Source organism: Pseudomonas sp. PD9R (assembly GCF_019200975.1).
Taxonomy (GTDB): Bacteria; Pseudomonadota; Gammaproteobacteria; order Pseudomonadales; family Pseudomonadaceae; genus Aquipseudomonas.
The window spans coordinates 303,602-324,710 of record NZ_JAHTMR010000001.1; the positions used below are offsets into that span (position 1 = coordinate 303,602).

General features: G+C 60.1%; 17 protein-coding genes and 3 tRNA genes. 16 read left to right on the forward strand and 4 right to left on the reverse strand.

The window, feature by feature from the left end:
• The 15 genes from asd to KUF73_RS01435 all read left to right on the forward strand — a co-directional run bounded on the left by asd (position 1) and on the right by KUF73_RS01435 (position 14,802).
• Entirely contained in the window at positions 1-1,113 is a 1,113-nt protein-coding gene (gene asd, locus KUF73_RS01365) for an aspartate-semialdehyde dehydrogenase (RefSeq protein WP_218436248.1), read from the forward strand.
• A 208-nt stretch (positions 1,114-1,321) separates the two neighbouring features.
• A complete protein-coding gene (locus KUF73_RS01370) occupies positions 1,322-2,332 on the forward strand; it encodes an aspartate-semialdehyde dehydrogenase (RefSeq protein ID WP_218436249.1) in 1,011 nt (336 codons plus the stop codon).
• 207 nt (positions 2,333-2,539) lie between these two features.
• Positions 2,540-5,167 (forward strand): FimV/HubP family polar landmark protein, encoded by a 2,628-nt coding sequence (locus tag KUF73_RS01375; RefSeq protein ID WP_218436250.1) that lies wholly within the window; start codon positions 2,540-2,542, stop codon positions 5,165-5,167.
• Between the two features lie 243 nt (positions 5,168-5,410).
• Positions 5,411-6,235, forward strand: a complete 825-nt coding sequence (gene truA / locus KUF73_RS01380) for a tRNA pseudouridine(38-40) synthase TruA (RefSeq protein ID WP_218436829.1) — start codon at positions 5,411-5,413, stop codon at positions 6,233-6,235.
• Between the two features lie 63 nt (positions 6,236-6,298).
• Positions 6,299-6,913 carry a phosphoribosylanthranilate isomerase gene (locus KUF73_RS01385; protein ID WP_218436251.1) on the forward strand — a complete coding sequence of 205 codons (615 nt, stop codon included), beginning with the start codon at positions 6,299-6,301 and terminating at the stop codon, positions 6,911-6,913.
• 189 nt (positions 6,914-7,102) lie between these two features.
• On the forward strand, positions 7,103-8,023 hold the full coding sequence (gene accD, locus KUF73_RS01390) for an acetyl-CoA carboxylase, carboxyltransferase subunit beta (protein ID WP_218436252.1): 921 nt from the start codon (positions 7,103-7,105) through the stop codon (positions 8,021-8,023).
• Positions 8,020-9,327 carry a bifunctional tetrahydrofolate synthase/dihydrofolate synthase gene (gene folC, locus KUF73_RS01395; RefSeq protein ID WP_218436253.1) on the forward strand — a complete coding sequence of 436 codons (1,308 nt, stop codon included), beginning with the start codon at positions 8,020-8,022 and terminating at the stop codon, positions 9,325-9,327. Before accD ends, folC begins: the two co-directional genes overlap by 4 nt.
• Positions 9,311-9,976: an SPOR domain-containing protein gene (locus KUF73_RS01400; RefSeq protein WP_218436254.1), complete on the forward strand. Its 666-nt coding sequence runs from the start codon at positions 9,311-9,313 to the stop codon at positions 9,974-9,976. The genes folC and KUF73_RS01400 overlap by 17 nt, the downstream gene beginning before the upstream one ends.
• 98 nt (positions 9,977-10,074) lie before the next feature.
• A complete protein-coding gene (locus KUF73_RS01405) occupies positions 10,075-10,635 on the forward strand; it encodes a CvpA family protein (RefSeq protein ID WP_218436255.1) in 561 nt (186 codons plus the stop codon).
• Between the two features lie 41 nt (positions 10,636-10,676).
• On the forward strand, positions 10,677-12,182 hold the full coding sequence (purF, locus tag KUF73_RS01410; protein WP_218436256.1) for an amidophosphoribosyltransferase: 1,506 nt from the start codon (positions 10,677-10,679) through the stop codon (positions 12,180-12,182).
• 78 nt (positions 12,183-12,260) lie between these two features.
• A complete protein-coding gene (locus tag KUF73_RS01415; RefSeq protein ID WP_218436257.1) occupies positions 12,261-13,472 on the forward strand; it encodes an O-succinylhomoserine sulfhydrylase in 1,212 nt (403 codons plus the stop codon).
• A complete protein-coding gene (locus KUF73_RS01420; RefSeq protein WP_218436258.1) occupies positions 13,469-14,245 on the forward strand; it encodes an SDR family oxidoreductase in 777 nt (258 codons plus the stop codon). The genes KUF73_RS01415 and KUF73_RS01420 overlap by 4 nt, the downstream gene beginning before the upstream one ends.
• Positions 14,246-14,427: 182 nt before the next feature.
• Positions 14,428-14,503: transfer RNA gene (locus KUF73_RS01425), tRNA-Val, on the forward strand.
• Positions 14,504-14,556: 53 nt separating this feature from the next.
• Positions 14,557-14,633, forward strand: a tRNA-Asp gene (locus tag KUF73_RS01430).
• Between the two features lie 92 nt (positions 14,634-14,725).
• A tRNA-Asp gene (locus tag KUF73_RS01435) sits at positions 14,726-14,802 on the forward strand.
• Between the two features lie 297 nt (positions 14,803-15,099).
• Here KUF73_RS01435 and aldA read toward each other — a convergent pair.
• From aldA to KUF73_RS01455, 4 genes are read right to left on the reverse strand one after another with little or no spacing between them, the layout of a single operon-like run.
• Complete coding sequence (gene aldA / locus KUF73_RS01440) at positions 15,100-16,533, reverse strand: aldehyde dehydrogenase (RefSeq protein WP_218436259.1); 1,434 nt, start codon at positions 16,531-16,533, stop codon at positions 15,100-15,102.
• A 20-nt stretch (positions 16,534-16,553) separates the two neighbouring features.
• A complete protein-coding gene (locus KUF73_RS01445) occupies positions 16,554-17,354 on the reverse strand; it encodes an aldolase/citrate lyase family protein (RefSeq protein WP_218436260.1) in 801 nt (266 codons plus the stop codon).
• Positions 17,355-17,368: 14 nt separating this feature from the next.
• The gene (rhmD, locus tag KUF73_RS01450) at positions 17,369-18,553 is read right to left on the reverse strand and encodes an L-rhamnonate dehydratase (RefSeq protein ID WP_218436261.1); all 1,185 of its coding nucleotides are present in this window, start codon (positions 18,551-18,553) and stop codon (positions 17,369-17,371) included.
• Between the two features lie 16 nt (positions 18,554-18,569).
• Positions 18,570-19,865, reverse strand: coding sequence for an MFS transporter (locus KUF73_RS01455; RefSeq protein ID WP_218436262.1), 1,296 nt, complete (start codon positions 19,863-19,865; stop codon positions 18,570-18,572).
• A gap of 124 nt (positions 19,866-19,989) precedes the next feature.
• Between KUF73_RS01455 and KUF73_RS01460 the strand changes: the two genes are divergently transcribed.
• Positions 19,990-20,931, forward strand: a complete 942-nt coding sequence (locus KUF73_RS01460; RefSeq protein ID WP_218436263.1) for a LysR family transcriptional regulator — start codon at positions 19,990-19,992, stop codon at positions 20,929-20,931.
• Positions 20,932-21,109: the final 178 nt, after the last annotated feature.

A 21,109-nucleotide genomic window follows, 5' to 3' on the forward strand; every position in this document is an offset into this window, starting at 1 on the left:
ATGAAACGTGTAGGTCTGATCGGTTGGCGCGGTATGGTCGGTTCCGTGCTCATGCAGCGGATGCTGGAAGAGCAGGATTTCGATCTTATCGAGCCGGTGTTTTTCACCACTTCCAATGTCGGTGGCCAAGGCCCGTCCGTGGGCAAGGACATTGCTCCGCTCAAGGACGCTTACAGCATTGAAGAGCTGAAAACCCTCGACGTGATTCTGACCTGCCAGGGTGGCGACTACACCAGCGAAGTCTTCCCGAAGCTGCGCGAAGCCGGCTGGCAGGGTTACTGGATCGACGCCGCGTCCAGCCTGCGCATGCAGGATGACGCGGTCATCGTTCTGGACCCGGTCAACCGCAAGGTCATCGACCAGCAACTCGACGCGGGCACCAAGAACTACATCGGCGGCAACTGCACCGTCAGCCTGATGCTGATGGGGCTGGGCGGTCTGTTCGAAGCCGGTCTGGTGGAGTGGATGAGCGCCATGACTTATCAGGCGGCCTCCGGTGCCGGCGCGCAGAACATGCGTGAACTGATCAAGCAAATGGGCGCGACCCACGCCGCTGTCGCCGATCAACTGGCCGACCCGGCCAGCGCCATCCTCGACATCGACCGCCGTGTTGCCGAAGCCATGCGCAGCGACGCGTACCCGACCGAAAACTTCGGTGTACCGCTGGCCGGCAGCCTGATCCCGTGGATCGACAAGGAACTGCCGAACGGTCAGAGCCGTGAAGAGTGGAAGGCTCAGGCCGAGACCAACAAAATCCTCGGGCGCTTCAAGAGCCCGATCCCTGTGGATGGTATCTGCGTGCGCATCGGCGCCATGCGCTGCCACAGCCAGGCATTGACCATCAAATTGAACAAAGACGTGCCGATCGCCGATATCGAAGGGCTGATCAGCCAGCACAACCCTTGGGTCAAGCTGGTACCGAACAACCGCGATATCAGCATCCAGGAGCTGAGCCCGACGAAAGTCACCGGCACTCTGAACGTGCCAGTCGGCCGTCTGCGCAAGCTGAACATGGGTTCGCAATTCGTCGGTGCATTCACCGTCGGCGACCAACTGCTGTGGGGCGCGGCCGAGCCGCTGCGTCGCATGCTGCGGATCCTGCTTGAGCGTTGATCGATTGAAGCAATGAAAAAACCCGTGCCTTGAAAGAGGTGCGGGTTTTTTCTTTGAGGAGCAAAAAATCGCAGCCTGCGGCGGCTCCTACAGAATGCGCGTTCCTGTGTAGGCGCTGCCGAAGGCTGCGATCTTTTGCTCTAAATTGCCGAACCGCCACCCACCCGGTAAAGTGCCGCTCCCCCCCCGTTTCGCCAGAGATAGAACCATGACCCAGTCCTTTGATATTGCCGTGATCGGCGCCACCGGTACTGTCGGCGAAACGCTCGTGCAGATTCTTGAAGAGCGCGACTTTCCGGTCGGTAACCTGCACCTGCTGGCCAGCAGCGAGTCTGCCGGGCATTCCGTGCCGTTTCGCGGCAAAAACGTGCGGGTGCGCGAAGTCGATGAATTTGACTTCAGCAAAGTCCAATTGGTGTTTTTTGCCGCCGGCCCGGCGGTGACCCTGAGCTTCGCCGCGCGCGCCACCGCAGCCGGTTGCTCCGTGATCGACCTGTCCGGCGCCTTGCCGGCCGATCAGGCGCCACAAGTCGTCCCTGAGGCCAATGCGCACGTACTGGCCGGCCTGAAAAAACCGTTCCAGGTCAGCAGCCCGAGCCCGTCGGCCACCACGCTGGCGGTGGTGCTTGCACCGTTGATGGGATTGCTCGACTTGCAGCGCATCAGCATGACCGCCAGCCTCGCTGTTTCTGCCCAGGGCCGCGAAGCCGTGACCGAATTGGCGCGGCAGACTGCCGAGTTGCTGAATGTGCGTCCATTGGAGCCGACTTTCTTTGACCGGCAGATGGCCTTCAACCTGTTGGCACAGGTCGGCAAGCCGGATGAACAAGGCCATACGTTGCTGGAAAAGCGCCTGGTGCGCGAACTGCGTCAGGTCATGGCATTTCCTTCATTGAAGATTTCCGTCACTTGCATTCAAGCCCCGGTGTTTTTTGGCGATAGCTTTAGCGTGACCTTGCAGTCGGCGAGTGAAGTCGACCTGGCGAAAGTCAACGCCGCGCTGGAAGATGCGCCGGGCATCGAGTTGGTCGAAGCCGGCGACTATCCGACGCCGGTCGGTGACGCGGTAGGGCAGGACGTGGTCTACGTTGGTCGGGTTCGCCAAGGTATCGACGACCTGTCGGAACTTAATTTGTGGCTGACGTCAGATAACGTACGCAAGGGCGCGGCGCTCAATGCTGTGCAGCTGGCTGAATTGTTGATAAAAGACCTGCTGTAAAAGATACTTGGCAACAAATTTTCGAATGGTTCCAGACCAGCGCTATGCTTGGCTGGAATGCTGAAGGCAAGCCGCTCTGCGGGGCTTTCCGGGGCATGCATGAAACGATCGCGCGCGACGACCCTTCGCCGCCGCGCGCAATGCCTTACGGCAGCGACTATCAACACCTTCTCGCTGGCCGAGGAATGTTCAAACTAAGGATGAGCTATGGTTCAAGTTCGCAAACTGGTGTTAGCAATAGCGGCCGCCTCGGCGCTGTCCTCCGGTATGGCGCATGCCCTCGGCCTCGGGGAGCTAACCCTGAAGTCGACGCTGAATCAGCCGTTGGTGGCGGAAATCGAGTTGCTTGACGTCAAGGAACTCACCGCTGCCGAAGTGGTGCCGAGCCTGGCTTCTCCTGAAGATTTCGCCAAGGCTGGTGTCGATCGGCAGGCGTTTCTCAACGATCTGACCTTCACCCCGGTACTCAACGCCAGTGGCAAAAGCATCCTGCGTGTGACTTCCAGCAAGCCACTCTCCGAGCCAATGGTGAAATTCCTGGTTCAAGTGATGTGGCCCAATGGTCGTCTGCTGCGCGATTACAGCGTGCTGCTCGATCCGTCCAAGTTCTCGCCGCAAACCGCTGAAGCGGCTGCGCAGCCGGCGCCGACCCAAGGCGTCACAGCGCCGGTCACCGGTGCCACCAAGCCTTCTCAGCACACCACTACGCCGCGCGATACCCTGTGGGAAATTGCCGCGAAGGCGCGTAATGGCGGTTCGATCCAGCAAACCATGCTGGCCATCCAGGCGCTGAACCCGGATGCCTTTATCGACGGCAACATCAACCGCTTGAAAACCGGTCAGGTGCTGCGTCTGCCCGATCAGGCGCAAAGCATCAGCCTGCCGCAACCCAAAGCCATTGCCGAAGTGGCCGCGCAGAACAGCGCGTGGCGTCAGGGCCGTCGATATGTGGCGAAGCCGGGTGCGGGGCAGCAGCAACTGGATGCCACCAAACGTGGTCGTGGCGATGTGACCGCGACACAAACCGGTCAGGACAAGTTGAGCCTGGTGTCAGCTGAGTCCGGCAAGGCTCGTGGCAAAGGTACCGCAGGCGATGCCAAGGCGCTGAGCAATAAGCTGGCCGTCACCCAGGAAAGTCTCGATACCACTCGGCGTGGCAACGATGAACTGAAAAGCCGCGTGGCTGATCTGCAAAGTCAGATGGACAAGTTGCAGCGCCTGATCGAACTGAAGAACAACCAACTGGCCAAACTGCAGGCCGAAGGCGCGGCCGCTGCTCCGGCGGCTGTTGCCGCCGCGCCTGCAATCACCGCTGAACTGACGCCTAACCCGGCAGCAACACCGGCCGAAGGCGTTCCGGCAGCACCTGCTCCTGCGGCACCTGAAGCGGTCCCTGCTCCGGCTGAAAAGCCGGCGGAGCCAACGCCGGCAGTTTCTGATGATCAGAAATTCAACGAACTGCTGACCAATCCATGGCTCTTGGGTCTGGCGGGTGGCGGCGCCGTAGTTGTGTTGCTGTTGCTGCTGTTGCTGGCTCGTCGTCGTAAAGCCCAGCAAGAAGCCGAGAAACACCTGCGCATGGCCCGCGCCTTGGCCGAAGATCAGCCGTTCTCCTCAGATCTCGACCTGCCGGAAAGTAGCTTCGAAGGTCTGGAAGTTCCACCGCCGAGCGTTAACCTCGCGAAAGCGCCGGCTCCTGCGCCAGTACCCGCACCGGTTATTGCCCCGGTTGTGGTCACGCCGCCAATCGCCGCGCCACTGGTGGCGCCGGCCGGCGAGCGTTCCGATGACGTGTTGGGCCAGGCACAGTCGCACATCGCGGCCGGCCGCCTGAATCAGGCAGCTGCATTGCTGGAAGAGGGCATCAAGCAAGAGCCGCAGCGCAGTGATTTGCGCCTGAAGCTGATGGAAGTCTACGGGCAGCAAGGCGATCGTGATGCGTTCGTGGCCCAGGAACGCCAACTGGTTGCCAATGGTGACAACTTCGCCCAGGTCGAAAAACTGAAAAGCCGCTTCCCGGCCATGGCGTTGATTGCTGCCGGTGGTATCGCCGCTGCCGCTGTCGCCGCCGAACTGGACGCGCAGTACGTCAAGGACCTGTTGCTCGACGAGCCACAAGCCCCGGCGCCGGTCGATGATGATTTCGACAGCGCCTTCGATCTGAGTCTGGATGATCTTGACAACGTCACTCCGGTGGCTGTTGCTCCTGAAACCGTTGCGCCGGCGCCTGAGCCCGAAACCACAACCCTGGCCGAGCTGGAAGATTTCCCGCTGGACGATGATCTGAGTTTCGAATCGGTGTTGCAGCAGCAGACAGACATCAAGGAAAACCTCGACGACCTGTCGGACTTCGACCTGGACATGGATCTCGGCGCAGAGCCGTCGCCAGCGATGCTTGCTGAGGACGATTTCCTGCTGGATCTGGACGACGGCGTGAAGGATTTGCCTGCCGTTGAAGCGCCGGCAGCGCCTGTATTGGCGCTGGATGATCTGGAGTTGCCGGCTGACTTTGATCTGTCGCTGGCTGACGAAATGGATGCGCCGGATGCATTTTCGGCGGAACTGGATGACGTCAATGCGGAGTTGGAGAGCTTGTCTGGCAGTATCAGCGAGCCGACTTTCACAGCTGATGATGCATTACTCTCCGCGGATGATGTGCCGGAATTCGATTTCCTCTCTGGCACCGATGAAGTCGCTACCAAGCTCGATCTGGCCCAGGCCTACATCGATATGGGCGACAACGACGGCGCCCGTGACATCCTCAATGAGGTCGTGGTCGAAGGCGATGCCGGTCAGAAGAGTGAAGCGAAGGAGATGCTTGCGCGTCTGGCGTGAGTGATCGACTGGTTATAAACAGAACGGCAGCCCCTCAAGGCTGCCGTTTTGTTTTTTCAGATCAGAAGATCGCAGCCCTGCGGGGTTATTGTGTTCACCCTTTAGGAGTTGCCACAGGCGGCGATCTTTTGATCTTCAACCACACACCTCTGGCGTCCCCGTCCGACAGCCTTATAATGCCCGCCTTTGCGTACATCAGCAGGCTGTCACCCCTTGGCAAATATAGATAACCCGGTCGCCGAAATGGCGGCTGACGGCTTTTTCCGGATAGCGCTAGGCGTTGAATACAAAGGCTCGCGTTATCGCGGCTGGCAGCGTCAGGCCTCCGGTGTGCTCACCGTGCAGGAAACCCTGGAGAAGGCCTTGTCCAAAGTCGCCGACTCACCGGTGTCTTTGCTCTGCGCCGGGCGTACCGATGCTGGCGTGCACGCTTGTGGCCAGGTGGTGCATTTCGACACCCAGGTCGAGCGCTCGATGAAAGCCTGGGTCATGGGCGCCAATATCAACCTGCCGCACGACGTCAGCGTCAGTTGGGCCAAGGTCATGCCTGCGCATTTTCATGCGCGGTTCAAGGCCATCGCCCGGCGCTATCGCTACGTGATCTACAACGACCAGATTCGTCCGGCGCACCTGAACGAAGAAATTACCTGGAACCACCGTCCGCTGGATGTCGAGCGGATGGCCGAAGCGGCCCAGTACCTGGTTGGCACCCATGATTTCAGCGCTTTTCGCGCAGGCCAGTGCCAGGCGAAGTCGCCGATCAAGCAATTGCATCACCTGCGCGTTACGCGTCACGGCAAGATGATTGTGCTGGATATCCGCGCCAATGCCTTCCTCCACCACATGGTGCGCAACATTGCCGGCGTGCTGATGACCATCGGTGCGGGCGAGCGTCCGGTGGAATGGATGAAAGAAGTGTTGGAAAGCCGTATTCGCCGCACTGGCGGGGTAACCGCGCATCCGTTCGGGTTGTATTTGGTACAGGTCGAATACCGTGACGAATTCGAATTGCCCGAGCGTTACATCGGGCCGCATTTCCTGACCGGTTTCAGCGAACTTGACGGCTGACGCCCTTGAGCGCTTTTGTTACCATCCGGGACTTTCTCGGATTTGCCGTGGGGTTTTAACGACATGTCAGCCGTTCGCAGCAAGATTTGCGGGATTACCCGCATAGAAGATGCGTTGGCGGCGGTTGAGGCCGGGGCCGACGCCATTGGTTTTGTGTTCTACGCCAAAAGCCCGAGGGCGGTGACTTTCCAGCAGGCCAGCGCAATCATCAAGGCGTTGCCGCCGTTCGTCACCACCGTGGGTTTGTTCGTCAATGCCAGCCGCGCCGAGTTGGGAGAGATTCTCGAAGCGGTGCCGCTGGACCTGCTGCAGTTCCACGGCGACGAGAACGCAGCGGAGTGTGAGCACTGGCATCGTCCGTACATCAAGGCGCTGCGGGTCAAGGCCGGTGATGACATCGCGGCAGCCTGCGACGCTTACCCGAGTGCCAGCGGCATTTTGCTCGATGCTTATGTCGAAGGTATTCCGGGTGGAACCGGCGAAGCGTTTGACTGGTCATTGATACCGCAGGGTTTAAGCAAGCCGATCATCCTGGCGGGCGGTCTGACCCCGGATAATGTTGCTGAGGCGGTTGCGCGGGTTCAGCCGTATGCCGTGGATGTCAGCGGTGGGGTAGAGGCGAGCAAGGGCGTCAAGGATCACGCAAAGATTCAGGCGTTCATCAAAGCGTTGATGTGACGGCTGGCACACTGCCGCCGTCCACTGCACTGTACAAAACGGCTGAGGGTTTTTGGGTTGCACGCAGGTCAAGTCTCGCGCTGACCGTGGTCATTCATCAATCATCGCCGCACACATGAATTTAGCTCAAGGGCATACGCGGGGCTGCGAACCAGAGCGTTCGGGCCGCCGGTACTGGAGAAAGAAAGCATGAGCAACTGGTTAGTAGACAAACTGATCCCTTCGATCATGCGTTCCGAGGTCAAGAAGAGCTCGGTGCCTGAAGGTCTTTGGCACAAATGCCCGTCTTGCGAGGCTGTGCTGTATCGTCCGGAGCTGGAGAAGACCCTGGACGTTTGCCCTAAGTGCAATCACCACATGCGTATCGGCGCCCGCGCCCGTATCGACATTTTCCTCGATGCCGAAGGCCGTGCCGAACTGGGTGCGGATCTGGAGCCGGTTGACCGTCTGAAATTCCGTGACGGCAAGAAGTACAAGGATCGCCTGACCGCTGCGCAAAAGCAGACCGGCGAAAAAGACGCGCTGATCTCCATGAGCGGTACTTTGCTGGGCATGCCAGTGGTAGTTTCGGCGTTCGAGTTCTCCTTCATGGGTGGTTCGATGGGTGCCATCGTCGGTGAGCGCTTTGTTCGCGCCGCCAACTACGCCCTGGAAAACCGCTGCCCGATGATCTGCTTTGCCGCCTCCGGTGGTGCGCGGATGCAGGAAGCGCTGATCTCCCTGATGCAAATGGCCAAGACCTCCGCGGTGCTGGCGCGTCTGCGTGAAGAAGGCATTCCGTTCATCTCCGTGCTGACTGACCCGGTCTACGGTGGTGTTTCCGCCAGTCTGGCGATGTTGGGCGATGTGATTATTGGCGAGCCGAAAGCCCTGATCGGTTTTGCCGGTCCGCGTGTTATTGAGCAGACCGTGCGTGAAAAACTGCCAGAAGGCTTCCAGCGCAGCGAATTCCTGCTGGAGCATGGCGCCATCGACATGATCGTTCACCGTCAGGAACTGCGTCCGCGCGTGGGTAATCTGCTGGCGCAAATGATGGGCCTGCCGACGCCGAAATTCGTCGCCGCGCCAATCGAGCCGATTGTTGTTCCGCCGGTGCCTGCCAACCTATGACCGAACGTACCCTTGGCGAGTGGCTCGCCTACCTTGAGCAGTTGCACCCCTCGGCCATCGACATGGGCCTTGAGCGCTCGCAGCAGGTAGCGTCCCGTATGGGACTGGGCAAGCCGGCGCCTCGGGTGATCACGGTCACTGGCACCAACGGCAAGGGTTCTACCTGTGCGTTCGTGGCTTCATTGCTGCGGATGCAGGGCCTGAAAGTCGGTGTCTACAATTCCCCGCACCTGCTGCGTTACAACGAGCGGGTGCAGATCGACGGCGTCGAAGCCACTGACGCCGAATTGTGCCAGGCCTTCACTGCGGTCGAGGCCGGTCGCGGCGACACTTCCCTGACGTACTTCGAAATGGGCACCCTGGCGGCGTTCTGGCTGTTTCAACAGTCTGCGCTTGACGCGGTGGTGCTCGAAGTCGGCCTGGGCGGGCGTCTGGATACGGTCAACGTGGTGGATGCCGACATGGCGCTGGTCACCAGCATCGGCGTCGACCATGCGGATTACCTGGGTGATACCCGCGAGTCCGTGGCCTATGAAAAGGCCGGCATCTTCCGCCAGGGTGCGCCCGCGCTCTGTGGCGACCTGAATCCTCCGCAACCCCTGTTGGATAAAGCGCGCGAGCTCAACTGCCCGTTTTTCCTGCGTGGGCGCGACTTCGATCTCGGTATCACCGATCACAACTGGCAATGGCGTGGCGTGGACGCTCAAGGGCGTGCGGTCGAGTTGCGGGATCTGCCATTGCTCGATCTGCCAATGGAAAATGCCGCGCTGGCCTTGCAGGCCTATCTTCTGCTCGATTTGCCTTGGGCAGATGCGCAGATTGTTCAGGCGCTGCAAGCGACGCGGGTGGTCGGTCGTCTTGATCGCCGGCAGTTCGATTGGCAAGGCAAGCGCCTGAATCTGTTGCTGGATGTGGGGCATAACCCGCACGCTGCAGAATATCTGGCCCGACGCCTCGCCAGTCGACCACCGGCAGGCAAGCGGCTGGCGGTCTTCGGATTGCTGGCGGACAAGGATCTGGATGGTGTTATCGACGAGTTGAATGCTAGTGTCGAGCACTGGGCCGTCGCGCCGCTGGATTCGCCACGGGCGCGGCCGGTGGCCGATTTGCAGGGGGCGCTGCAACAACGCGGTGCTTCGGTAACATCTTATGACAGCGTGGCTGCCGCCCTGGAAGGGCAGTGTGCTCTCGCGACGAGCGACGACGAAATTCTGTTGTTCGGATCATTTTATTGTGTCGCCGAGGCCCTGGAATGGTTGGCTCGGCGCTCCACGGAGGAAGCGGCAAATGGCATTGCTGGATAAGGCCTACAAACAGCGCATGGTCGGCGCCCTGGTTCTGGTCGCGCTGGCCGTGATTTTCCTGCCGATGCTGTTTTCCCGTCAGGATGAACAGCGTCAGGTGACCGTCGAGGCCCCGGCTGCGCCGCAAGCGCCCGCCATGCCGCAAGTGCAGGTTGAGCCGGTGGTGGTGCCTGAGCCGCAGGCTTTGCCGCAAGAGCCGGTGCCGAGCGACGACGAAATCGCTCAAGAGGACGAGCCCGCGCCGCCTGTCGCGCCGAAGGTATCGGGCGTACCCGTTCCAGTCGCGAAGCCAGCTGCGCCTGCTCCAGTGCCAGCTCTGGCGGCCAAGCCTGCGACAGCCCCAGCCCAGCCCATTTCCGCCGCACCTGCTAAGCCGGACACCACGCAAAGCCGCGTCGATGCCAATGGCCTGTCAGTCAGTTGGTCGGTGCAACTGGCCAGCCTGGGCAGTCGTGAAGGCGCGGAAAAACTGCAGAAAACCCTGCGTAGCGAGGGTTATAACGCTTATATCCGTTCTGTCGACGGCAAGAATCGGGTGTATGTCGGGCCGCTTATCGAGCGCGCGGAAGCCGATCGTCTGCGTGATCTGTTGAACCGCCAGAAGGACCTCAAAGGGTTTGTGGTGCGCTTTCAGCCTGAGCGCGGCTAAATCTATCGCCTCGATTTGAAATGCACTGACAATCGCAGCTTACCGATAAGCATGGGCTCTGCTAAAATGCGCCGCCTTATCCGTCTGTAGGCTGCACTGTGCCATTTACCTGGGTTGACTGGGCGATCGTTGCAATCGTCGCCATCTCCGCATTGATCAGTCTGAGCCGCGGCTTCGTCAAAGAAGCATTGTCGCTAGTGACCTGGATCATCGCAGGAGTCGTTGCCTGGATGTTCGGTGGCTCATTGTCCGAGTACCTCGCCGGATACATCGAAACGCCTTCGGCCCGTGTGATCACGGGCTGCGCAATCATGTTTGTCGCCACGCTGATCGTAGGCGCAATGATCAATTATCTTATCGGCGAGTTGGTACGCGTCACCGGGTTGTCCGGGACCGATCGATTCCTCGGCATGGCTTTCGGCGCCGCGCGTGGTGTGTTGCTGGTGGTCGTGGCGGTCGGGCTGTTGAGCCTGGGGCCGGTACAGCAGGACGGGTGGTGGAAAGAGTCACAGCTCGTGCCAAAATTTCTATTGGTTGCCGACTGGTCCAAAAACCTGATCCTTGGGTGGAGCAGTCAGTGGCTTGCCAGCGGTATCAGCGTACCCGCTGAAATACCGTTCAAGGAGCACCTCTTGCCGATGGCCAAAACGCCTCAGTGAGTTGTGTTCAGTTCAGATCCATTAAGTAGGGGTTGCGTCGCATGTGTGGCATCGTCGGTATCGTCGGTAAGTCGAACGTCAATCAGGCGCTGTATGACGCGCTAACCGTCCTCCAGCACCGCGGCCAGGACGCTGCCGGTATCGTGACCAGCCATGATGGCCGGTTATTCCTGCGCAAGGACAACGGCCTGGTACGTGACGTGTTCCAGCAGCGTCACATGCAGCGTCTGGTCGGCCACATGGGCATTGGCCATGTGCGCTATCCGACCGCGGGTAGCTCGACGTCGGCTGAAGCTCAACCGTTTTACGTCAACTCGCCTTACGGCATCACCCTGGCGCACAACGGTAACCTGACCAACGTTGAACAACTGGCCAAGGAGATTTACGAATCCGACCTGCGCCACGTCAACACCAACTCCGATTCTGAAGTACTGCTCAACGTGTTCGCTCACGAACTGGCCCAGCGCGGCAAGTTGCAGCCAACCGAAGAAGACGTGTTCGCTGCCGTCACCGACGTGCACAACCGTTGCGTTGGCGGTTACGCCGTCGTGGCGATGGTGACCGGCTACGGCATCGTCGGTTTCCGTGACCCGCACGGCATCCGCCCGATCGTGTTCGGCCAGCGTCACACCGACGAAGGCGTCGAGTACATGATCGCCTCCGAAAGCGTTTCCCTGGATGTGCTCGGTTTCACCCTGATTCGCGACCTGGCACCAGGCGAAGCGGTCTACATCACTGAAGACGGTAAGCTGCACACCCGTCAGTGCGCGACCAACCCGTCGCTGACCCCATGCATTTTCGAACACGTCTACCTGGCGCGTCCGGACTCGATCATCGACGGCGTATCGGTCTACAAGGCCCGTCTGCGCATGGGCGAGAAGCTCGCCGAGAAGATCCTGCGCGAGCGTCCTGAGCACGACATCGACGTGGTCATCCCGATTCCCGACACCAGCCGCACTGCGGCGCTGGAGTTGGCGAACCACCTGGGCGTGAAATTCCGCGAAGGCTTCGTGAAGAACCGATACATCGGCCGGACCTTCATCATGCCGGGCCAGGCTGCACGGAAAAAATCCGTGCGCCAGAAACTCAACGCCATCGAGCTGGAGTTTCGCGGCAAGAACGTGATGCTGGTGGACGACTCCATCGTTCGCGGTACCACCTGCAAGCAGATCATCCAGATGGCGCGCGAAGCGGGTGCCAAGAACGTTTATTTCTGCTCCGCAGCGCCAGCCGTGCGTTTCCCGAACGTCTACGGCATCGACATGCCGAGCGCCCACGAGCTGATCGCCCATAACCGTTCTACCCAGGACGTAGCCGACCTGATCGGCGCCGACTGGCTGATCTATCAGGACCTGCCTGACTTGATCGAAGCGGTGGGTGGCGGCAAGATCAAGATCGACAAGTTCGATTGTGCGGTGTTCGACGGCCAGTACGTCACCGGCGACGTCGACGAGGCTTACCTGAACAAGATCGAGCAGGCACGTAACGATGCCTCCAAGGTCAAGACGCAGGCAGTCAGCGCGATCATCGATCTGTACAACAACTGAGTAATTACCGGCCCCTAGGGGCCGGTTTTGTATCTATCAAAAGACTTTTAATTCAAGAGCAGGGCAAGGAGTGACAGCATGAGTCAGGATTGGGATGCCGGTCGGCTGGACAGCGACCTCGAAGGCGTAGCGTTCGATACCCTGGCCGTACGCGCCGGTCAACACCGCACGCCGGAAGGCGAACACGGTGATCCGATGTTCTTCACTTCCAGCTACGTATTCCGCACCGCCGCCGACGCGGCCGCGCGTTTTGCCGGGGAAGTACCGGGCAACGTTTACTCGCGCTACACCAACCCGACCGTGCGCGCCTTCGAAGAGCGCATTGCCGCGCTGGAAAGTGCCGAGCAGGCCGTGGCCACCGCAACCGGCATGGCTGCGATCTTGGCGGTGGTGATGAGCCTGTGCAGTGCTGGCGACCACGTACTGGTGTCGCGCAGCGTGTTCGGTTCGACCATCAGCCTGTTCGAGAAGTACTTCAAGCGTTTCGGTGTCGAAGTCGATTACGTGCCCCTGGCGGACTTGTCCGGCTGGGATGCGGCGATCAAGGCCAACACCAAATTGCTGTTCGTCGAGTCGCCCTCCAACCCGTTGGCCGAGTTGGTGGACATTGCCGAGTTGGCGAAAATCGCTCACGCCAAAGGCGCGATGCTGGTGGTCGACAACTGCTTCTGCACCCCGGCGTTGCAGCAACCTTTGAAAATGGGCGCGGACATCGTCGTGCACTCGGCGACCAAGTTCATCGACGGCCAAGGTCGTTGCATGGGCGGCGTGGTTGCCGGTCGTAGCGAGCAGATGAAAGAAGTGGTCGGTTTCCTGCGTACCGCCGGGCCGACGCTGAGCCCGTTCAATGCCTGGATCTTCCTCAAGGGCCTGGAAACCCTGAACCTGCGCATGAAGGCGCATTGCGCCAATGCCCAGCAACTAGCCGAGTGGCTAGAGCAGCAGGACGGCATCGAAAAAGTGCATTACGCCGGCCTCAAGAGCCACCCGCAGCATGAATTGGCTCTGCGCCAGCAGAAGGGTTTTGGTGCGGTGGTAAGTTTCGAGGTCAAGGGCGGTAAAGAGGGAGCCTGGCGCTTTATCGATGCGACCCGTTTGATTTCGATCACCGCCAACCTGGGCGACAGCAAAACCACTATCACGCATCCGAGCACCACCTCTCACGGCCGTCTGGCACCGCAAGAGCGTGAAGCTGCGGGTATTCGTGACAGCCTGATCCGCGTAGCGGTCGGCCTGGAAGACGTGGCAGACCTGCAAGCCGATCTGGCGCGCGGGTTGGCTGCCTTGTGATCGAGTTGTCCACGCCATCCACCGGCTCCAATGGTCGCGTTGCACTGGTCACCGGTGCGGCGCGGGGCATTGGGCTGGGCATTGCGGCCTGGCTGATCAGCGAAGGCTGGCAAGTCGTGCTGACGGATCTGGATCGGGTGCGCGGCTCGAAAGTGGCGAAGGTGCTGGGTCAAAACGCCTGGTTCATCGCCATGGACGTATCGAACGAAGGGCAAGTGGCGCTGGGTGTTGCTGAAGTGCTGGGGCAGTTCGGGCGACTGGATGCGCTGGTGTGCAATGCGGCGGTGGCTGATCCGCACAACATCACCCTGGAAAGCCTCGATTTGGCTTACTGGAATCGGGTACTGGCGGTGAATCTCAGTGGGCCCATGTTGTTGGCCAAGCACTGTGCACCGTACCTGCGCGCTCACAGCGGGGCGATCGTCAATCTGGCCTCGACCCGCGCCGGGCAGTCAGAACCCGACACCGAGGCGTATGCGGCGAGCAAGGGCGGCTTGTTGGCCCTGACTCACGCGTTGGCCATCAGCCTCGGCCCGGAGATTCGAGTCAATGCGGTCAGCCCCGGCTGGATCGATACGCGAGACCCTTCGGTCCGTCGCGCTGAGCCGTTGACCGAGGCCGATCATGCGCAGCATCCGGCGGGCAGGGTAGGGACAGTCGAGGATGTGGCGGCGATGGTCGCGTGGCTGTTGTCGAAGAACGCTGGTTTCGTCACGGGCCAGGAGTTCGTGGTGGACGGTGGCATGACCAAGAAGATGATTTACGAGCAGTGAGAAGCAGCTTCAAGCCTCAAGCTGCAAGTAAAAGCACGAAAGCGTTATGCCTGCACTACACGTAACTGCTTTGGCTTGCAGCGTGATGCTTGTCGCTTGAAGCTGTTTTGAAAAAAACTTCAATCCTGCTATTGACTTAGGTTCGCTACCTGCGTAAATTTCGCGGCCTCGGAGATGCAAACGGGTGATTAGCTCAGCTGGGAGAGCGTCTGCCTTACAAGCAGAATGTCGGCGGTTCGATCCCGTCATCACCCACCACTCCCGAGAGTCTTGCGAAAGCAAGATGGAAGCTGAAATGCCTCCACCGACGCGCAGCGGTAGTTCAGTCGGTTAGAATACCGGCCTGTCACGCCGGGGGTCGCGGGTTCGAGTCCCGTCCGCTGCGCCATATTTTCCGAGTCAGATTCATCTGGTTCGAGATTGAAAAGCTACTGAGTTTTCAATCAGACGAGTTACTTGGACGCAAGTCCAAAGCGATACGCAGCGGTAGTTCAGTCGGTTAGAATACCGGCCTGTCACGCCGGGGGTCGCGGGTTCGAGTCCCGTCCGCTGCGCCATATCTGCCCCGAGGCCCACTGAACGCCTTGGAGCTACGAAGAAAGCCGTTGGCTACTTCGAGTCGATAGCAAAAACCCTGGTCGAAAGACCGGGGTTTTTTGTGTCTGAAATTTGGCTTTTCCTTTCCATTTACTCTTATTGCTCGATTTCTGATGAACGTCGACGTCCTTGTCGAGCCAATTTGTAGGAGCGAGCTCGCTCGCGAAAAACCATCTGGCGCCTTGGGCTTGCAGGTACAGCGCGTCGTCGTTGGAGATTTTTGCGAGCAAGCTCGCTCCTACAGGGCGAGCGCAGATTCAGCCTTGCAAATACACCGCATGGGTGTGGGTGTACTCGTACAACCCATGCTTGCCATCCGCGCCACCAATACCCGATTTGCGCACGCCGGCATGGAAACCTTGCATGGCTTCGAAGTTCTCGCGGTTGACGTAGGTTTCGCCAAAATCCAGCTCGCGCATGGCGTGCAGGGTTTTGCTGAGGTCGCGGGTGTAGATCGACGACGTCAGGCCGTAGTCGCAGTCATTCGCCAGGGCAATGGCCTCGTCCAGGTCATCGACGATCTGGATCGGCAGCACCGGGCCGAAAATCTCTTCGCGCATGATCTCCATGTCGGCACGGCAGCCAGCCAAAACCGTGGGCTGAAAGTGGAAGCCATTTGGCAGGTCGGCAATCTGCCCGCCACTGATCAAACTGGCACCCTGGCTCAGCGCGGTGCGAACTTTGCGGTTAACGCTGTCCAGACCCTGACGGTTGATCAGCGGACCCATCTCCACATCAGGTTGTGCAATCGGGTCGCCGTAACGGGTCGCGGTCATCGCCGCCGCGATGCGCTCAATGAACTGATCCGCTACCTTGCGCTCGACATACACCCGCTCAGCGCAGTTACACACCTGGCCGCTGTTGATGATGCGCGAATTGCGGATCGCCTTCACCGCCAAGTCCAGATCGGCATCCGCCAGCACAATAGCCGGCGCTTTTCCGCCCAGTTCCAGGTTGAGTTTGGTGATGTTCGGCGCGGCGGCAGCCATGATTCGTGAACCGGTATCGACGCTGCCGGTGAAGCTGATCATGTCCACGCCTTTATGCACACTCAGTGCGGCACCGACCTGACCGTCACCGCAAACCACGTTGAATACGCCCGGTGGCAGATCGGTTTCGGCCACCAGTCGGGCAAATTCGAAGCAGTTGTTCGGGGTCTCTTCGCTCGGCTTGATCACGATGGTGTTGCCGGTCAGCAACGCCGGGGCCATTTTGCGTGCGATCAGGAAAAACGGGAAATTCCACGGCAAAATCCCGGCTACCACGCCCAGCGGTTTGCGAAACAGGAAAATGTTTTCGTTCTGGCGGTCGCTGGTAATGATTTCGCCCTCGATGCGCCGCGCCCATTCGGCCATGTAGTCGAGGTAGTCGGCGGTGAAATTGACTTCAACTTCCGCCAGACCGCTGATCTTGCCTTGTTCCAGGGTGATGGTGCGCGCCAGGTGCGCAACGTTTTCCCGCAGTTTGGCGGCAATCCGGCGCAAGTAGCCGGCACGATCATTCGCCGGTTTGCGCGCCCAATCCTTTTGCGCGCTACGAGCAGCGGCGAGCGCACGCTCGACGTCTTGCGCATTCGATGCCGGAACCTTTGAGAGCACAGCACCGGTAGCCGGGTTGATCACATCCAGATGGGCAGTGCTGGCCACGAACTGGCCGTTGATGAAGTTTTCGTAAACAGGCACGGACGACATTGGGGCGACTCCTTGGCTGATCAGTAGGTGCGCGAGGGCGCTTGAGTGGTGGCCGGTTCGCGGTAGCGGGCGAGGGTGGCCATGGCGCTGTGGCGCAGCAGGCTGATGTCGATGGCCACGGCAATGAACTGGCAACCCCAGCTCTGGTAGCGGCGCGCGTCTTCTTCATTGGGCGCGAGGATTCCGCAGGTTTTGCCGGCTGCGAGGGTGGCGTTCACCGCGTGTTGGATACGTTCCTGAACTTCGGGGTGGCCAGGGTTGCCGGCATGACCGAGGCCGATGGACAAATCGGCAGGGCCGATGAACACCGCATCGACACCTTCAACGGCGGCGATCGCCTCGACGTTTTCCACACCGGTCCGCGATTCCACCTGCACGATCAGGCATAACTGCTCGTGGGCGGTGTTCAGGTAGTCTGGCACGCCGTCCCAGCGCGTGGCACGGGTCAAACCGCCGCCGACACCGCGAATGCCGTGGGGCGGGTAACGCATGGCGCGCACCAGCGCCTTGGCCTGCTCGGCGGTTTCGACCATCGGGATCATTAGCGTCTGCGCGCCGATATCCAGCAGTTGCTTGATCAGATTGGCGTCGTCATTGACTGCGCGCACGATCGGCACCGTAGGGTAGGGCGCGACAGCCTGTAGCTGGGCGAGCACGGCGGGTACGGTGTTCGGTGCGTGTTCCCCGTCGATCAGCATCCAGTCGTAACCGGTGGTGGCGACGATCTCGGCGGCATAGCCGGTAGCGAACCCGGCCCAGATACCGTACTGGGTCGCGGAATTGTTCAGCGCGGTTTTGAAAGCGTTGTGAGGCATGTTCATGACGAGTTCCTTTCTCAGCGGCTGTACGGCCGATGCAATTGGCATTCAGGATTGAGCGTTACGCCGAAGCCTGGCTGGTCGAGAGCCGACAGGCGCATGCGACCGTTCACCGGTACCGGTTCGCCGAGTAATTGCGGGTGGAACATCGGCACCACTTCGTCAGCCTTCGGCGCCATCATCAGGAATTCGGCAAACGGGCTGTTATGTCGGGTGGCGACAAAGTGATAGCTGTACACCGAAGAGCCATGGGGAATGACCAGTGCGTTATGGGCGTCGGCCAGGGCCGAGATTTTCACCAGTTCGGTGAGGCCGCCGCACCAGCCGACATCTGGCTGGATGATGTCGCAGCAACCCATCTCCAGCAGCATGCGGAAGCCCCAGCGAGTGGCTTCGTGTTCGCCGGTGGTCACCAGCATGCCTTTGGGTACGTTATTGCGCAGGGCCGCGTAGCCCCAGTAATCGTCAGGCGGCAGGGCTTCTTCGATCCACTTCAAACCGTGTTCGTGCGCGCCGATCGCCAGTCTGGTGGCGTAATTCAGATCCAGGCTCATCCAGCAATCAAGCATCAGCCAGAAATCCGGACCAACCCGTTCACGCATGGTCGCCAATTCTTCGAGGTTCTTGCGCAGGCCTTCCTCGCCTTCAGCCGGGCCGTGGTGCAGCGGCATCTTGCCGCCAATGAAACCCATTTTCTGCGCCAGGTCCGGGCGGGCGCCGGTGGCGTAGAACTGCAATTCGTCGCGCACCGCGCCGCCGAGCAGTTGGTGCACCGGCTCCTGACGAATCTTGCCGAGCAGGTCCCACAACGCCAGATCGACCCCGGAAATCGTGTTGATCACGATGCCTTTACGGCCGTAGTACAGGGTCGACTGGTACATCTGGTCCCAGATTTTTTCGATGTCGGTGACTTTGGCGCCTTCAAGGAAGCGCGCCAGGTGCTTCTCGACGATGTAAGCGGCAGGCTCACCGCCGGTGGTCACCGCGAAACCGACGGTGCCGTCGCTGGCTTCGATTTCCACTACCAGGGTGCCAAGAACGTTGATGCCGAAGGTGCGGCGGCTCTGGCGGTACTCGGGGTATTTACTCATCGGTGTGGCGATGTGATCGTCGATCCAGTGGCCGTCTGCCTGGTCGTGATAATCCGCGCCGCCGCCTCGCAGGGTGAAGGCGCGAACGTGTTTGATGGTTGGAATGCCCATGGTGTGATTCCTTAGGTTAAATGGTGGCCGGTTTGTTCGAAGCTGTGTGGCCGGGCGAACGCACGCCCAGCACCAGCAACGCGGCAATGACGGTGGTAGCGGACAGCAGGTACAAGCCGGCTGCCGGTGAATGGAAGGCGCCTTCGGCCCAGTTTTTCAGCACCGGGGCGATGAAACCGCCGAGGGCGCCGAACGAGTTGATCAGGGCGATCCCGGCCGCCGCGGCGCTGCCGGCGAGGTAGCTGGAGGGGAAGGTCCAGAACACTGGCTGTACGGCGATGAATCCCGAGGCGGCGAAGCACAGGGAGGCAATTCCCAGCAATGGGCTGCTGAACGTCACCGAGCAGGCGATCCCGAAGGCCGCCATCAGCAAGGTCAGGCAGGCGGTACGACGACGTTCGCCGGTGCGGTCGCTATAGCCGGGAATCAGGTAGGCAGCCAGCAATGCGCAAATCCATGGGATCGCTGTGACCAGTCCGACCATCAAACCGACCTTGGTGCCAAGCAGGCCGGCGACCTGGCTCGGCAAGTAGAACACCACGCCATAAACGCTGGCCTGAATCAGCAGGTAGATCAGGCACAGGTACAGCACCGAAGGCTGGCACAGCACGTTAAGCAGGCTGCGGCCGTGGTTTTGTTTATGGCTGTCTTCGCGATCGAGCAGTTCCTGCACCTGGAGGCGCTCTTCGGCGGTCAACCACTTGGCATCGGCCGGGCGATTGTCCAGATAAAAGTAAGCCCAGACACCCACCGCAGTGGCCATCAAACCTTCGACCGCAAACAGCCATTGCCAGCCGTGAACGTTGGCAAATCCATCCAGCTCCAGCAGCAGGCCGGACAACGGGCTGCCGAAGATGAACGCCAGCGGCGCACCGAAGTAGAAAAAGCCCATGGCCTTGCCGCGTACGGCGCTGGGGAACCAGTAGGTGAGATAGAGGATCACGCCGGGGAAGAATCCGGCTTCGGCCACGCCCAGCAGAAAGCGCAGAACGTAGAAGCTGGTTTCGGTGTGGGCGAAGACCATGGCCGCAGAGACCAGGCCCCAGGTGACCATGATCCGACACATCCACAGGCGGGCGCCGACGCGGTGCAGGATCAGGTTGCTCGGCACTTCCAGTAACGCGTAACCGACGAAGAACACGCCGGCGCCGAAGGCGAAGGCCGCGTCACCGATGCCGGTGTCGGCTTGAAAGGCTTGCTTGGCGAACCCGACGTTGGCACGGTCGAGGAAGGCCATGATGTACATCAACAGCAGGAAAGGCAGGAGCCGCCAGGAAATTTTGGCGAGCAGAGGCGCGGGTAGAGTCTTCATCGCAGTTTCCTTTGGTAGGGCATTTGTTCTTATGGGAAAGACTGTACGGCCGCAGATCGATGCGTTACAAATCGAATCTAGCTCACAGCTGATACCTTCAGGGTATCGATGAAAAAGGCCTGTCATGACTACGCCGATCCTCTCCCGCAGCCTGCTTAACCGTCTGCGTTACAAGCACCTGCACATGCTGGTGGCGCTGAGCACCAGCCAAAACCTGCATCGCGCCTCGCAAACCCTCAGCATGTCGCAACCAGCCGCTACCCGGATGCTGCATGAGATTGAAGACATGTTTGGCTGCGATCTGTTCGAGCGCTTGCCCCGCGGCATGCGCCCCACGGCGTTGGGCCAGGAGCTGATTCGCTTCGCCGAATCGGCCCTCAGCGGCCTCGATCGTTGTGCCGAAGATTTGATCGCTCGGCAACAGGGCGGTTACGGCTATTTGTCGATCGGCACCATCATGGGCGCGGCGCCGGACCTGGTGATGGATTCGATTGCCGAGATCAAGGCGCTCAATCCGCAGTTGCGAATTCGCATCATGGGCGACACCAGCGATCAGGTGATTCAGTTGCTGGAGCAGGGCCGCATCGACCTCGCCATCGCCCGGCGCAATGCCGCCACCGATAGCCAGCATTACCAGTTTGAACAACTGGGCAATGAACGCCTGTTGGTGGTGGTGCACGCCGGTCATCCGCTGGCGCGGCGCGAGAAACTTGAGTTGGCGGAGCTGGTCAGTGCCTGGCCGTGGATCCTGCAACCGGAAACCAGCCCGGCGCGAATCGGCCTGGATCAGGCTTTGCAGCGTCTGGCCTTGCCGCTACCAGCAGACATCATCGAATGCAGCTCGGTGTATTCCATGCAGCAGCTGATTCAACTGACCGACGCAATCATGGTGCTATCGGAAACGGCACTGCGCGACTACCTGAAGATGGGTCTGGTGGTGGCGCTGCCGGTGGAACTCGATGTTCAACTGGCGCCCTTTGGACTGTTGATGCGTAAAGGCGAACACATCACTCGGGAATTGGGTTTGTTTATCGATTTGTTGCGCAGCAAAGCGGCTAAATTTTGATTCGTTGGTCAGTTTTTTTGTGTCTGGTTATTTGCCGCGAGCGCATAAGCCTATAAACTTAACCTTTCGGTCAGCTTTGCACTGTCAATTACAGCCCTTTGCTACAGTCCAAAAGGGCTTCTGCAAGACTCGAGATTTCCAGAACATAACCAGAAGGGCGGGCCCATAACCGCCCAGA